We start from the raw sequence: 15,209 nt of genomic DNA on the forward strand, positions 1-15,209 counted from the left end.
CTATTTCTTATCAATCCATTATATACATATACTGCTCAATTATTCTACTATTTTATGATTCCGGAGTTTATGATCAAATACTTAACGATTAAATATAGAATGGTAAGATTAAGTCATTTATTTATAACAATTACTTGCTGTTTTGTAATAATTTCCTGTGCCGGAAAAAAACAAGCTGAACCAAATAACCCGAACGTCCTATTCATTATAGCCGATGACTTGGGGTATACAGACATTGAAGCTTACGGAAGTAGTTTTTACGATACACCAAACATTAATTCAGTAATTGACAATAGTGTAAAATTTAATAGTGGTTATGCCAATAGTCCTGTTTGTTCACCATCCAGAGCCAGTTTTCAAACAGGAAAATACCCAGTAAAAACAGGAGTTACCGATTGGATAAAAGGGCGAAAAGCCTTTCAGGGTACTACAGTAACTGATAGGTGGATAGTACCGGATACAGATTACGAGCTTAAACTTGAAGAAACTACTATAGCAGAAGTGTTAAGGAAAAACAATTATGTAACAGCTTTTATAGGAAAGTGGCATTTAGGAGAAGAAGAAAAATACTTTCCAGAATACCAAGGCTATGATATTAATATAGCTGGTTGGAAAATGGGAAGACCAAATACGGGTAAGGGCAAAAAAGGATACTTTTCACCTTACGGAAACCCGCGATTAAAAGATGGTCCAATCGGTGAATATCTTCCGGATAGACTCACAGAGGAAGCTATTAAAATTTTAAAGGATAATATAGGCAAACCTACATTTATATGTTTATCCTATTACTTGGTTCACGGTCCATTTCAAGCAAAAAAAAACGAAATTGAAATTTATAACAAAAAACGAATTCATAAAGGTATTAATAAAGAAGAAGAGTTTTTAGAAAATCAATCATGGATGCAATTCGCCACAGGAAACAATCCGAAAAAATATAAAGAACGTATTAAACAAGGGCATCCAATCTATGCGGCTATGGTAAAATCGTTAGATGATAACATAGGAAAACTTGTTAACTACTTAAAAACATCAGGACAGTATGATAATACCTTAATTATTTTTGTATCCGATAATGGAGGCCTGTCAACAAAAGAGGGCTCGCCAACGTCAAACCTGCCTTTAGCTAAAGGAAAAGGATGGATGCATGAAGGTGGTATTCGTGTGCCGTTTTTTATTAAACCACCAAGGTTTAAAAGCTCCAAAATTTCAGACATTCCTGTTACTGGTATAGATATATTTCCAACCATTTTGAGTTATACAGATAATCATTCTATTGTAAAAGACATTGATGGTGTAGACCTTAAACCTCTTATTGAAGCAAATAAACCCTTAAAAAAACGCCCCATTTATTGGCATTATCCGCATTATGGTAACCAAGGTGCTAATCCATCTAGTGCAGTTCGTTTTGGGGATTATAAACTAATTCAGGATTTAGAAACAGGTGGTTATGAACTTTATAATTTAAAAGAAGATATTGGAGAAACTACGAATCTGTTTAATTCTAAAACAGATATAGCTGAAAAACTAAAAAAAATGCTTACAGCATGGGTGTCTGAGAATTATAATAGGCCCTTAATTGAAAATCCGGAGTGGAATAAAAAAGATAGTATTATAAATTATAATTAATGAAGTATTTATGTGTTATAGCGTTATGTTTGGTTTTAGGATCATGTAATGCTCAAAAGTCAGAAAGCAACCCTGCTAAGCCAAACATCATATACATTAATGTGGATGATTTAGGTTGGATGGATACAGAAACCTATGGTAGTACATTTTACGAAACTCCCAACATAACAAAATTATCTGAAACAGGGATGCTATTTACAAGAGGATATGCATCTGCTGCAAATTGTGCGCCAAGTAGAGCTTGTTTTATTAGCGGACAAAATACACCAAGGCATGGCATTTATACGGTAAACAACTCAGATAGAGGTAATGCGAAAACCAGAAAAATAATTCCTGTTAAAAACACCGAAGATTTAGCAGATGCTAATGTAACCATATCAGAAATGCTTCAAAAAGCTGGTTATAGAACAGGAATATTTGGAAAATGGCATTTAGGAAAAGATGCCAGAACACAAGGTTTCGATGTTAATATTGGTGGCGACCATAGAGGAAACCCAGGAAAGAACGGATATTTTAGCCCTTATAATATCAAAAATATAAATGATAATAATCCTGGAGAAAATCTAACAGATAGATTAACACAAGAAGCTATTAAGTTTATAATTGAAAATAAAAACGATCCATTTTTTGTTTATCTACCTTATTATGCAGTACATACACCATTAGCAACGACTTCAGAATTAGAAAAAAAATATAATGAAAAAGGAGGCGATAAACATCAAAATAAAGCCGTTTACGCAGGTATGATTGAAACGGTTGATAAAAATGTAGGGTTAATCCTCGATGCTCTTAAAGCCTTAAGTTTAAAGAATACGGTAATTGTATTTACTTCTGATAATGGAGGTATTAGAGATATATCATCACAACACCCCTTACGGGCAGGAAAAGGGTCTTATTATGAAGGCGGCATAAGAGTCCCATATATTATTTCTTGGGAAGGTGTCGTAAAACCTAAAACAGTTTCGGAAGTACCAATAACAAATCTTGACTTTTATCCAACATTTATGGACATAGCGAGTATTGAAATGCAAGATAAAATACTAGATGGATCATCTATTTTACCGGTTTTAAAAGGAGAAACAATAGACGATAGAGATTTGTTTTTTCATTTCCCTATTTACTTACAAGCGTACGCCGGTAAACGAGATGATGCCCGCGACCCTTTGTTTAGGACTCGTCCAGGTTCCGTTATTATAGATGGCGATTGGAAACTACATCAGTATTTTGAAGACAACGAGATTGAACTGTACAATATTAAAAAAGATTTAGGTGAACGTCATGATTTAGCAAAAACGCACCCGGAAAAAGTTTCAGAATTGCTCAAGAAGTTAAATGATTGGCGTACTGGTATTAATGCTCCGATACCAACTGAACCAAACCCGAAATACATCCCTGATTTTAAACCAAATAACTCCAATAAGAAACGCTAAAATGAAAAATTTTATATACATATTACTGTGTGCTTTTGCAAGCATAATATCTTGCAAAGAGACTTCTAGGCAATCAAAAGATATTGCTTCAAATCAGATTGAAAACATCAATAGGCCTAACATTATTGTTATATTAATTGATGATGCCGGTTATGCAGACTTTGGTTTTATGGGATGTAAAGATTTAGAAACACCAAATATTGATAAATTGGCACAAAGCGGTGCAGTACTTACCGATGCCCATGTAAGTGCTACGGTTTGCGCACCATCCAGAGCAGGGTTAATGACTGGTAAATATCAACAACGATTTGGTTTTGAAGCTAACGGTACTGGAGATAGAAATGTTGGTGATATCGGGCTTTCTGATGATGTTACTACTATGGCAGATGTTTTTAAAGCAAATGGTTATAAAACCATAGCATTAGGCAAATGGCATTTAGGGCAGCATGAATCAGACCACCCAAACAGCAGAGGTTTTGATGAGTTTTATGGTTTTGAAACTGGTAGTAGAACCTATTTCCCCATGAAATCCCCCAGCAAAGATAAAATGCTACAACACAATGGAGAGCGTGTAGAATTTGAAGGGTATTTGACAGATGTTTTAGGAGACCAATCGGTTAAGTATATCGAGGATAATAAAGACAATCCATTCTTTATGTATTTAGCTTACAATGCTGTACATACGCCAATGGAAGCTAAAGAAGAGCATTTAGAAAAATACAAAGACCACCCAAGAAAAAGATTAGCAGCTATGACTTGGTCTTTAGATGAAAACGTTGGAAAACTTCAGCAAAAATTAAAAGCGCTTGGTATAGAAGAAAATACGCTAATTTACTTTTTAAGTGATAATGGAGGTGCAGCCAATAATAGTTCAAGTGGCGGGCCATTAAAAGGATGGAAAGGAAATAAATTTGAAGGCGGACACCGTGTGCCGTTTATAGTAAGTTGGCCTGCTCAAATTAAAGGAGATCAAACATTTAAGGGGTTATCATCATCACTTGATATTTTCACTACCTCTATGGCAGCAGCAGGAATAGAGAAAGAGGAAGGTTTAATTTTAGATGGAGTTAATCTGTTGCCATATTTAAAAGGAGACAAAACAGGTGATCCGCATGATAAGCTATTTTGGAGAAAATTGGAAGAAGCAGGAGCACGTATTGGAGATTATAAGATGGTAAGGTTAAAAGACTATGGGGCTACTTTGTATAATTTGGAAGCAGACATAGGAGAACTTAATAACCTTGAGAAAACTAATATAGAAGAATTCACTTTATTAAAAAATGAACTGAAAATATGGGAGTCTCAAATGACAGAACCGCTTTGGCTGGAAGGAAGAGATTGGATGGATGTTACATACCATATTCACAAGCGCTTAATGCAAAACAAAGAAATACTTTATTCTAATCCTGGTAGAATGAGACAAATATTAAAAAGTCAAAAATAAGATTAATTACTTTTTCAAATTATTATCAAATAAATTCAATAAATATTAATCATGCTTAAACAATTTTTACTGGCTGTTGTAATTTTTTCATTGTTAGTTTCATGCAAAACCGAGATAAAAAAAGAAACCTCCCAACTTACTGAAAAGGACAAACAGAAACCTAATATAGTTGTAATTTATGTTGACGACTTAGGTTATGGAGATATTGGCGTTAACGGAGCAATTGGGGCATCTACCCCCAATATAGATAAACTTGCCAATAATGGTATTAATTTTACTGATGCCCATTGTTCTGCAGCCACCTGTACGCCATCTAGATATTCATTATTAACCGGAAGTTACGCCTTTAGAAATAATGCTCAGATTTTGCAAGGGGATGCTCCATTACTAATTAATTCTGATGAAGCTACATTGCCAAAAATGTTACAAAAAAATGGCTATAAAACAGCTGTAGTTGGTAAATGGCATTTGGGCTTAGGGGATGGAGAAGTGGACTGGAATAAGGAGGTAGCACCAGGACCCAGAGAAATTGGATTTGACTATAGTTTTTTGATACCAGCAACAGGAGACCGAGTACCAGCAGTATATCTAGAAAATCAAAAAGTGATGAATCTTGACCCTAACGATCCTTTGAAAGTTAGTTATAAAGGAAAGATAGGGAATCTGCCCACTGGATTTGAAAACCCAGATTTACTTAGACAGGTTCCTGATGGACAGCATAATAAAACAATTGTAAACGGTATAAGCAGAATAGGTTTTATGTCTGGAGGTAGAAGTGCCTGGTGGGTTGATGAAGAATTTCCTGATGTATTGGTAGGAAAAGCAAAAAAATTCATTAACGAGAATAGAGATACACCATTCTTTTTATACTTGGCCTACCATGATATTCATGTGCCTCGTTTACCAAATGAGAAATTCTTAGGAAAAAGTAGTATGGGGGTCCGAGGAGATGTTATTGAGCAGATGGATTGGTGTACAGGTGAGGTCGTCAAGTATTTAGAAGAATTAGGTCTAGATAGAAACACATTAGTTTTGTTCTCAAGTGATAATGGGCCCGTTTTAAATGATGGATACCAAGATGAGTCTGTTGAAAAACTAGGAAACCACAAACCAGCAGGCCCTTTTAGAGGAGGCAAATATAGTGCTTTAGAGGCGGGAACAAGAATGCCTACCATAGCATACTGGCCGGGAACAATAAGTAGCAAAACCTCAAATGCTTTATGGTCACAAGTAGATTTATATGCTTCAATTGCGGCACTCACTGGTCATGACTTAGATGATAGAGAAGCTCCGGACAGCTTTAATATGCTAGATGTCATTTTGGGGAAAACAGAATACGGGCGCAAAGAAATGTTAGAAGAATCTTTTACCTTGAGCTTAAGGTTAGGAGAATGGAAATATATAGCTCCAACAAAGAGAAACCCAAAGTGGATAGATAATAAAGGGGTTGAATCGGGGTTCTCATCTGAACCTCAGTTGTTTAACTTACGCGAAGATATAAGTGAAACTAAAAATGTAGCAAAGGATAATGAAACATTAGTAAAGGAGATTCAGGAACGAATCAAAATGATTAAAGAAAAAGGAAGCCGGTTATTATAGAATTACAAGTAGGGTTAGGGTAGATGAGGTAAACTGTCGTTTCCAGATGAATAGGAACCTCGCTTGTTGAGGTTGTCATGAATGAGCATCTAGAAATTGCTGAATCCTCTATTGTAGATTTTCCATACAATATGAAATGAAATGCACTTTACGGTTATCTAGTACTAAAAGATACTGATGAAAGTAAGGGTTACAACACCCTTAGAAAGGAGATTAACCGGATCATTACCAAAAATAAAGAAGTTTCTTTCATAATATATGTTTTTTAGTTTATTTAAAAAAAACAAAAATACAGCAAGTAGTGTTTTACATGCTTTGTTTAAAGGGCATTAGAGAATGCTAAACTTAGAATATATGTTATGAAATTTCAGAATCGATTTTGTTTTTTGGATTGATTTACATTAAATTAGCAGGAAGCGTCTATTGAACTTGTGCAATTTGTTATGGGTTTTATCGTTCGGGTTGCTTGTCGCAGTCTTGAAGATAAGGACGTTTGACGGATTGACAAGTTCTTCAGAAGACAATATGCTTTACAGAGTACTCAAAAGAAATTCTACACCGTTAATCATTACATCCGTTGTATTCGGACTCATGCATATCCTCAATCCGGAAGTCGAAAAACTGGGTTATGTCATCATGGTTTACTATATAGGCACTGGATTGTTTTTAGGGATTATCACTTTAATGAATGAAGGGCTCGAATTAGCCCCAGGGTTTCACGCAGCGAACAACTTATTCACGGCGCTATTGGTTACAGCAGATTGGACCGCTTTTCAAACGCATTCTATTTTAAAAGATTTATCCGATCCTGAAACCATGGGGCTCATGGAGATTTTTGCGCCGGTATTTGTCGTATTTCCTATTTTTCTGTTGATCCTATCAAAAAAATACAAGTGGACCAATTGGAAGGATAAATTGTTCGGGCCAGTCGTTGCACCCCCAGCAGAGGACTACAAAATCTTAGAATAATAAATTCCGTTTTATGAGCAATTTCGAAATTATTGGGTGGTTGGGATCTGCGTCATACCTGATCTCTTATTTTTTGCTGAGCATTAATAAGCTGAAGTCGAACAGTGTTACCTATCAACTCATGAATGTGATAGGTGCCATATGCTTGATTGCCAGTGCTTATAGCTCCAAAGATCGTCCCAATTTATTTACGAATTTGGTATGGATGTGCATCGGAATAACAGCCATCATAACCATTCTTAAAAAAAGAAAATAAGTACTACACCTTAAGATTTAACATATTGATAGCAGCCTTTTTATAACGCCCAACTTTATTGAGGTAAGTGGGGTCGTTCGTATCAAAAAGGGACAGATAATAATAAGCACCTTCAACCAAAACAAAAATAAGCTCTGCCGTTTCTCGAGGGTCATCAATATCCACGATGTTTTCTTTCTTTGCTTCAGAGATTACATCGGCTAAATAATCGCGTAGCGAGTCATGAAGTTCTTTAAAAGCTTCTTTGATATTTTTATCTCTAAATATGAGGGTATAACAACTGTAAAAAACACCATCATCAATAAGCTTATTCCAATCCCTGGAAAACAAATTATCCATGGTCATTTTTAATTTGACCTCAATACTTTCAATATTATTGGTAGTATAAAGCGACTTATAATTTTCCAGAATATAGTTGATCAATCCGAAGATCAATTCGTCCTTAGAATCAAAATAATGTAATATTAAGCTAGTGTTAATACCTCTGTATTTGGCAACTTTGGCAACAGAGGTATTCTCCAAACCCTCCATCTTTGCTACCTCATAGAAGGCTTTTATGATCTCTTTTTGTCGTTCTGTTTTTAAGCTTTTTCTACCCATACTGCAAACATAGTTAATAATTATTTAACGAAAATACTATAATTAATTTAAATTGATTGATTGTTCAATCAAAATATTTTTATACATTAGCACAACATTTTAAATCATCAAAAACTAATAACTAAACAAAAGTCTATGAAAACATTAAACTTTTTGATTCTTGTAAGCAAAAAGGTCAGCAGTTACATGGTTGGTAAAAAACAACCTGTAATTTGTATTCTTGCTTTCGCTTTTTTATTTACAATAAATCAGCGTGCATTTGCACAGGAAAAGATCATCACGGGAACCATCTTAGACGCTGAGACGGAACAACCTCTTCCCGGAGCAACGGTGTTGTTAAAAGGAACAAGCACAGGAGCGTCATCAGATTTTGACGGCAAATTTTCCATAAGGATTGCGTCGGGAGACGACACAATTGTGGTGTCTTATGTAGGTTACCAAACCAAAGAGGTACTAGTCGGTAATCAAGAAAACCTAACTATTTTGCTAGATATTGATTCAAGTACTTTAGATGAAGTCGTGGTAGTAGGGTACGGAACTCAAAAGAAGGTCAACCTGAGTGGTGCGGTAGAAGTTGTTGATATGGATATTATTGAAGACCGACCCATAGCTAACGTATCTCAAGGGCTTCAGGGCGCCATTTCGAACTTAAATATCACCTTTGGAGGTGGGGCGCCGGGCGCTGCGGCTACCATTAATATTCGGGGATTCACGTCATTAAACGGAGGTACGCCATTAATATTAATAGACAACGTACCCTCATCTTCAGAAGATTTGACACGTATGAACCCGAATGATATTGCATCCATATCTGTTCTGAAGGATGCCTCTTCAGCAGCCATATATGGAGCAAGAGCGGCCTTTGGTGTGGTACTGGTCACTACAAAAACCGGGGGGCGGAATAAAATTCAGTATTCCAATACCTTTATTTGGGGAACGCCAACAGTAACTCCGGATCCCATCACAGATCCGTATATTTTTTCCAGGCTTTTGGATACTGCCACCAGTAATACGCCATGGAATTTTGTAAGTTACGATGACGATTGGTATGCATGGGCCCGGGCGAGATCAGAAGATACTTCTGTGCCTAATGTACGATTAGATCCGAATAACCCCAACAAGTACCAATATATGGGTAATACCAATTGGAATGAATATTTCTTTAATAAGTATTCATTTTCCCAAAATCATAATATTTCCATAAGTGGCAAGCGAGCATTTGGCGTCACTAAGGATGGTGATGAAGCCATCATCGACCAAGGTATCAGCTACTTTCTTTCGGCAAGTCACACGTTGGAGAACGGACTGAACCGCCTGGTTACTGATAACTGGGAACGTAATACCTTAAGAACCAAGGTCACCATTGAACCCAGTGCCTTTTTTGATTATGAAAACAATACCTTTTTAACTTTAGCAAACCGAAAGAATCCAAGTTACACTATCTTCAATGTTTTTAATTTACGTCCTACCGAAGTCGTGAAGAATCCTGATGGCTCATGGGCCGACAATCCGGCAGGTCTTGCAGCAGCCCAAATGATCGATGGTGGTAAACAGCATAGCAGGCAAACAGGAATTCAGACGACTAACCGATTGAATTTTTATCTACTAAACAAAGATTTGACCATAACGGCGGAGCACACGTTCAAAAGGGACTTCACTCGTTATCATTCCGACAATACGAGCTATCGTGTTAGTGACGGACCGAATTCATTCAGGGATATCTCTGTTAACGACTGGGCTTATGAAACCCAAGCCATAAATACCTATAACGTATTCAACATTTATGGAACCTATGCCAAAACTTTTGGGAAACATTATATTAAGGCGATTACCGGTTTTAACAAGGAGACTAACAAGTTTAATTGGTTTTCAGCCCAAAGAAACGGGCTCATATCAAGAGACCTCCCTAATTTGGCTTTGGCTACCGGAGATCAGGAAGTGGGTTATACCTATTCAGATTGGGCGGTTACCGGATTATTTAACAGGGTCAACTATATCTATAATGAGCGCTACATTTTTGAAGTGAATACCAGGTATGATGGTTCATCGCGATTTCCGACACAGGATCGCTATGGCTTCTTCCCTGGAATGTCTGTAGCCTGGTTAGTGAGTAAGGACTTAGGGCCTTCCATAACCAATGTTATGAATCAGTTGAAACTTCGATATTCTTATGGTTCTTTAGGGAATCAAAGTGTTGACAATTATGGGTATATCAATTCATTGGAACAAGGGGAATCCAGGTATTTGATTAATGGTGATTATCCCAAAGTGGTCTATGGGCCCGGTTTAGGAGTTGACCCTAACAATTATACCTGGGAGCGCGTGATCTCTTCAAATATTGGTGTCGATGCCAGTTTCTTCAATAACATGTTTAATATGACCTTTGAAATCTTTACCAGGGATACCAAAGACATGCTAGTGGCTCGAGGAGAACTTCCAGCGGTATTGGGAACAGAACCACCAACTCAAAATGCCGCCGATTTACAAACCAGGGGTTGGGAGTTCTCATTTGGATATAAAGACCAATTTGAAGTGGGAGGAAGCCCGCTTAACATAGAAATAGCAGCCAGATTATGGGACAATAGAACAAAGATTACGCGCTTTGATAATGAAAATCAGTTGTTCTCGCAGTGGCGGGAAGGTCAGGATTTAGGAGAAATGTGGGGGCTTGAAAGCGATGGATTCTTTCAGAACGAAGAGGAAATAGCAGCATTAGATCAGTCAGCCATTGTTCCCTGGGGAGCACTTACCGTGGTTCCGGGATGGCCAAAATATATCGATCAGGATGGCGATGGAAAAATAGAACGAGGACTATCAGCCCAGGATCCTAAAGACCTGAAGCTGATTGGTAACACGCAACCACGCTATCAGTTCGGATTTAACTTGTTCACTTCCTGGAAAGGTTTTGATTTAAGCTGCTTCTTCCAGGGAATCGGAAAACAGGATTATTACCCGAGGCACTATTTATTTTGGGGACCCTATCAGCAACCGTACGCCAACACATATCCTCATTTACTGGATTTCTACAGAGCCACAGGAGACAGTGATGCTTTAAGAGCACAGCATTCCCAATCCTATATTGATGCCGGGTTGGCCGATGCTAATACAGATGCTGAGTTTCCAGTTTTACAATCCTGGTTGGCAGATAGAAATTTTGGTTCCGGACTAGACATTTTTCAAACGAAATACATGAAAAGTGCCGCTTACTTAAGACTAAAAAACGTTTCCATAGGGTATTCTTTACCGCATAAACTATTGGATAAAATGAGAATCTCCAATTGGCGTGTTTTTGTGTCCGGAGAAAACGTTTTCGAATGGTCTTCCATCAGAAAATTTATCGATCCTGAAACAGCGACTTTAGGTAACGGTTTTGCATACCCCTTTCATCGCAAATTCTCTGTGGGGATGAATGTTACGTTCTAAATTAATTTTAAAGATAAGACACAATGAAAATAACAGATAAAATATTAGTATTACTTGCTTTTATAGCACTTAGTGCCTGTAATGACGATTTTTTGGATACGGTTCCACAAGATGAAATTTCTGCAGAAAACTTCTTTAATACCGCAAGTGATCTACAATTATATATTGACGGGCTACACGTGGTTGCTGGTTATGGTACCTTCCTGGGAGATCAGGGAACTGATGATGTTGCCACTACGGGCGCCGTAGAATTAAAAAACATCCTGATTGGTTCTCCAAGTGCCGATAATATTGGTGCTGGCTGGACCTGGGGACGTTTAAGAGATATCAATTTTTTTCTCGAAAATTTTGATAAAGCCAATGTCGATGACGTTACTAAAAGGCATTTTGAAGGGATTGCCCGTTTTCACAGGGCTAATTTTTACTATGCGAAGGTAAGGCGCTTTTCCGATGTGCCATATTATTCGAAAACACTTGGTGCGGATGATGAAGACCTTTATAAACCGAGAGATCCGCGTACCATGGTGGTTGATAGTGTTTTTAATGATATTCAGTTTGCTGCCCAGCATATTAATGAAGAATCGGCAGGGACCGAAAAATTTAGCAAATGGGCTGCATTGCATTTATTAGCCAGAATGGCCTTGCACGAAGGGACCTATAGAAAGTATCACCCGGAGCTTGGACTGGAAAGCACGGCCAGTACGTTTTTACAAATGTCGGCGAATGCGGCAAAGCAATTGATGGATTCCGGAAATTTTAGTGTTTATAATACGGGTAATCCGGATTCGGATTATGGAGCCTTATTCAATTCTGATGACCAAACGAGTAATCCGGAAGCTATTTTAGTCAATATTTACGATGTGGAAAAGGAAAAAACAAGTGGTAATCGTCATGTTTTTGGGGACTTTGAGCAAAGTGCTACCAAATCACTCATGAATAATTACCTCATGCAGGATGGCACTCGATTCAGTGATCAACCGGGATCGGATACCTTTACCTACGTTCAGGAATTCCAAAACCGCGACCCCAGAATGTCACAAACCTTTGTTTATCCGGGTTGGGTTAGAAGAAATGAACCTTCTGCTTACATTCCCGAGTTTAACAGGAATTTTACCGGGTATTTCCAGACCAAAGGGTATAATAACTCCGATACGAATGAAGATCAGGGGCATGATATCATTGTTATGCGTTATGCCGAGACCCTACTAATTTATGCTGAAGCTCTGGCGGAACTTGGAACGCTAACGCAAGCAGATCTTGACGACAGTATCAATAAATTAAGAGCCAGAGTTGGTCTACCGGATTTAAATATGGTAATGGCTAATGGCGATATCGACCCGATCATTGAAAGTGACTATCCGAATGTCACAGGCGCGAACAAAGGAGTCATTTACGAGATACGACGTGAACGAAGATCGGAACTTGCCCTGGAATCCTTCCGCCTGTATGATCTTCATCGTTGGTATGCCGGAAAAGTATTAGAGAAAAACCAGGTCGGGATGTACTTCCCGGGATTGGGTAAATACGATATGACCGGAGATGGGGTGGAAGACATTAGCATTATTGCGAGTAGTGATGATATTCCATCACCGAAAGAACAAAATTCATTAGGTGTCAACCTGATATACTATAAGGCTGGTGCCTTCGGTGATCCTGCTGCTAGTATTTATCTAACTGAAGGGACATCGGGATATATGGTTACCAGTACGGATGTAAGAACCTTTGAAGAACCCAAGTATTATTACCGCCCCATACCGGCACAACAGATTGCCCTAAATCCGCAACTGGTACAAATTATGGGATGGTAAGTTGTTTAAGATCAAAAATTTAATACTATGAAAATTTTAAAAACTATATTATATACAGCGATTATCTTCGTATGTTTGAGTTGCGAAGAAGAACCACAGTTATATAATTTTGAAGAATTCAAGTTTGTTTCGTTTATCGATCAAAGTGGCGAAATTTTAGAAAATGGAGATACATACATCATAGCATTGCGATATGATGGAAGTGTATTGACTGAAGGTTTTTCAGTAAACCTTGAAATAGCAGGTAACGCACAGGAAGGAACTGACTATTCGGTCGTTAATAAAGTGGTAAATTTTGAAGCCGGAGAAATAAAATCTGAACCGTTTGAAATCACCATTATTGACAATTTAGTCGTAAATGATATCGCTGATAAAATGCTAGAAATTTCCATTGCAAGCGTAAGTAACCCTAATATTGATATAGGTGTCGGTAAGATTCTACAATCTAATAAAGCATTTGCTTTAAAAATTATTGATAATGAATGTACAGAGTCTGTTGCTGATGTGTTCAATTCTTCTAACATTCATGCATCATACGGCGATAGTGCGGTGTCGGCTAGTGTTAGTGGAGATCTTGTAACATTAAATGGTAATTTAGTAGGTTACGGATCGTTCCCCGATGCTGAGCTGGGAATAACCTTGACACCTGTTGTACCGGGAGCAACCATTGGCACTGCAACCTTCGAGAACTATGCTGCAGGAACCGATACTGCTGGTTATGAATACCAGTTCAGGCAAAATGGTGAAGGCACTTTTGATGTTTGTACCGGACAAATTATGGTGGGTATCGATGTCTATTATTTAAACCTGGGGACTACGAGCCCTTGGATTTACTGGTATACAGCGAATACCACATTTGCAGCACAATAGCATCATGCTATAGTTAGTTTGAGTTTCGTTTCAGGGAGATGAAAATCTCCCTTTTTTTAAAATGTTTGATATGATGAAAAATATTATAATAGGATTTTTTTTTATGCTACTTGGAGTCGGTCATGGCTGTGCTTCATCGGATAAAAACGAGCAACATGAAGAGAATGCACCCGATATTTCAGAATTCTTTTCTGAAGTCCCTTTTGATGGCACTCTAAAAGTACTGTCCCTAAACACCTGGCACCATGGAGAGTCTGTTGAAGGTGGCTTTGATGCCATTGTGGAAGTTATTCTTCAAACGGAAGCCGATGTGGTGATGCTGTGCGAAATCCGTAATACGAATAATGTTATTTTCAGCACAAAAATAACAAAAGCATTAGAGGAAAAAGGTGCAGTTTACCATTCTTTTAATTCGGGAAAATCACCAATAATCCTTTCTAAATTCCCCATCGTCTCAAGGCCGGCGATAAACTCTACTTCATTAACCAAATGTATTGTAAAATTAAACGAATCGATAAATGTCGCAGTGTATTCGGCTCATTTAGATTATACACATTACGCCTGTTATTTACCCAGGGGATATGACGGCATCACCTGGCAAAAACTACCTGCGCCAGTTCTGGATTTATCAGCAATTCTGGCTCAGAATAAGGCATCGGCCAGAGATGAGGCTATTGAACTATTCGTTAAAGATGCGGCCAAAGAAAAAGAAAAAGAGAATCTCATTCTTTTGGCTGGAGATTTTAATGAACCCTCTCACCTGGATTGGACCTTAGAGACAAAAGACCTCTTTGATCATAACGGTATGGTCGTTCCCTGGCATTGCAGTAAAATTTTAGAAGCACATGATTATAAAGATGCCTACAGGATCAAATACCCTGATCCTGCATTATATCCGGGACATACCTGGTCCGCATATAACAAAGATGTAGAATTATCCAAACTGGTATGGACTCCCGAGGCCGATGACCGCGATCGTATCGATTTTATTTATTATAATGATGATTTTCGCTTAACGTTGGAAGATATTATGGTTGTTGGGCCATCGGCTAGTATTGTTAGGGGACAAGGTTTTCAGGACGATACATTGTTAGACAAATTTTTATTGCCAAAAGGGAAATGGCCGTCGGATCACAAAGGCGTATTGGCAACGTTTAAAATTGAATAAAACATCTAAACGAATA

General features: G+C 37.8%; 10 protein-coding genes and 1 pseudogene. 10 read left to right on the forward strand and 1 reads right to left on the reverse strand.

What is annotated here, in order from left to right; translation table 11 throughout:
- Positions 1-99: 99 nt before the first annotated feature.
- The 6 genes and pseudogenes from Q0983_RS08825 to Q0983_RS08850 all read left to right on the forward strand — a co-directional run bounded on the left by Q0983_RS08825 (position 100) and on the right by Q0983_RS08850 (position 7,324).
- A complete protein-coding gene (locus Q0983_RS08825; protein WP_299551527.1) occupies positions 100-1,626 on the forward strand; it encodes a sulfatase in 1,527 nt (508 codons plus the stop codon).
- On the forward strand, positions 1,626-3,056 hold the full coding sequence (locus Q0983_RS08830) for a sulfatase (RefSeq protein WP_299551529.1): 1,431 nt from the start codon (positions 1,626-1,628) through the stop codon (positions 3,054-3,056). The genes Q0983_RS08825 and Q0983_RS08830 overlap by 1 nt, the downstream gene beginning before the upstream one ends.
- 1 nt (position 3,057) lies before the next feature.
- Positions 3,058-4,500, forward strand: coding sequence for a sulfatase-like hydrolase/transferase (locus Q0983_RS08835; RefSeq protein WP_299551532.1), 1,443 nt, complete (start codon positions 3,058-3,060; stop codon positions 4,498-4,500).
- Between the two features lie 51 nt (positions 4,501-4,551).
- Positions 4,552-6,099, forward strand: coding sequence for an arylsulfatase (locus Q0983_RS08840; protein WP_299551535.1), 1,548 nt, complete (start codon positions 4,552-4,554; stop codon positions 6,097-6,099).
- A 444-nt stretch (positions 6,100-6,543) separates the two neighbouring features.
- A pseudogene (locus tag Q0983_RS08845) lies at positions 6,544-7,068 on the forward strand (CPBP family intramembrane glutamic endopeptidase); the annotation flags it as partial.
- Positions 7,069-7,081: 13 nt separating this feature from the next.
- The gene (locus Q0983_RS08850; protein WP_299551537.1) at positions 7,082-7,324 is read left to right on the forward strand and encodes a hypothetical protein; all 243 of its coding nucleotides are present in this window, start codon (positions 7,082-7,084) and stop codon (positions 7,322-7,324) included.
- A 3-nt stretch (positions 7,325-7,327) separates the two neighbouring features.
- On the opposite strand, the gene Q0983_RS08855 is transcribed toward Q0983_RS08850, so the two are convergent.
- Positions 7,328-7,924, reverse strand: coding sequence for a TetR family transcriptional regulator (locus Q0983_RS08855; protein WP_299551540.1), 597 nt, complete (start codon positions 7,922-7,924; stop codon positions 7,328-7,330).
- A 135-nt stretch (positions 7,925-8,059) separates the two neighbouring features.
- Between Q0983_RS08855 and Q0983_RS08860 the strand changes: the two genes are divergently transcribed.
- The 4 genes from Q0983_RS08860 (at position 8,060) to Q0983_RS08875 (ending at position 15,193) form a co-directional block, all read left to right on the forward strand.
- A complete protein-coding gene (locus tag Q0983_RS08860; protein WP_299551542.1) occupies positions 8,060-11,347 on the forward strand; it encodes a TonB-dependent receptor in 3,288 nt (1,095 codons plus the stop codon).
- 23 nt (positions 11,348-11,370) lie between these two features.
- Entirely contained in the window at positions 11,371-13,155 is a 1,785-nt protein-coding gene (locus Q0983_RS08865; protein WP_299551545.1) for a RagB/SusD family nutrient uptake outer membrane protein, read from the forward strand.
- A 27-nt stretch (positions 13,156-13,182) separates the two neighbouring features.
- On the forward strand, positions 13,183-14,025 hold the full coding sequence (locus tag Q0983_RS08870; protein ID WP_299551548.1) for a hypothetical protein: 843 nt from the start codon (positions 13,183-13,185) through the stop codon (positions 14,023-14,025).
- 70 nt (positions 14,026-14,095) lie between these two features.
- Positions 14,096-15,193 (forward strand): endonuclease/exonuclease/phosphatase family protein, encoded by a 1,098-nt coding sequence (locus tag Q0983_RS08875; RefSeq protein ID WP_299551551.1) that lies wholly within the window; start codon positions 14,096-14,098, stop codon positions 15,191-15,193.
- Positions 15,194-15,209: the final 16 nt, after the last annotated feature.

The sequence above is a fragment of the Seonamhaeicola sp. genome, from assembly GCF_028281565.1.
Classification (GTDB): Bacteria; Bacteroidota; Bacteroidia; order Flavobacteriales; family Flavobacteriaceae; genus Seonamhaeicola.

What these genes read in the sequence shown, in the direction of transcription:
- Q0983_RS08835 (WP_299551532.1), top strand. Translation starts at nt 3,058, where the DNA reads ATGAAAAATTTTATATACATATTACTGTGTGCTTTTGCAAGCATAATA.
- Q0983_RS08830 (WP_299551529.1), top strand. Translation starts at nt 1,626, where the DNA reads ATGAAGTATTTATGTGTTATAGCGTTATGTTTGGTTTTAGGATCATGT.
- Q0983_RS08855 (WP_299551540.1), bottom strand. Translation starts at nt 7,924, where the DNA reads ATGGGTAGAAAAAGCTTAAAAACAGAACGACAAAAAGAGATCATAAAA.
- Q0983_RS08860 (WP_299551542.1), top strand. Translation starts at nt 8,060, where the DNA reads ATGAAAACATTAAACTTTTTGATTCTTGTAAGCAAAAAGGTCAGCAGT.
- Q0983_RS08865 (WP_299551545.1), top strand. Translation starts at nt 11,371, where the DNA reads ATGAAAATAACAGATAAAATATTAGTATTACTTGCTTTTATAGCACTT.
- Q0983_RS08840 (WP_299551535.1), top strand. Translation starts at nt 4,552, where the DNA reads ATGCTTAAACAATTTTTACTGGCTGTTGTAATTTTTTCATTGTTAGTT.
- Q0983_RS08870 (WP_299551548.1), top strand. Translation starts at nt 13,183, where the DNA reads ATGAAAATTTTAAAAACTATATTATATACAGCGATTATCTTCGTATGT.
- Q0983_RS08850 (WP_299551537.1), top strand. Translation starts at nt 7,082, where the DNA reads ATGAGCAATTTCGAAATTATTGGGTGGTTGGGATCTGCGTCATACCTG.
- Q0983_RS08875 (WP_299551551.1), top strand. Translation starts at nt 14,096, where the DNA reads ATGATGAAAAATATTATAATAGGATTTTTTTTTATGCTACTTGGAGTC.
- Q0983_RS08825 (WP_299551527.1), top strand. Translation starts at nt 100, where the DNA reads ATGGTAAGATTAAGTCATTTATTTATAACAATTACTTGCTGTTTTGTA.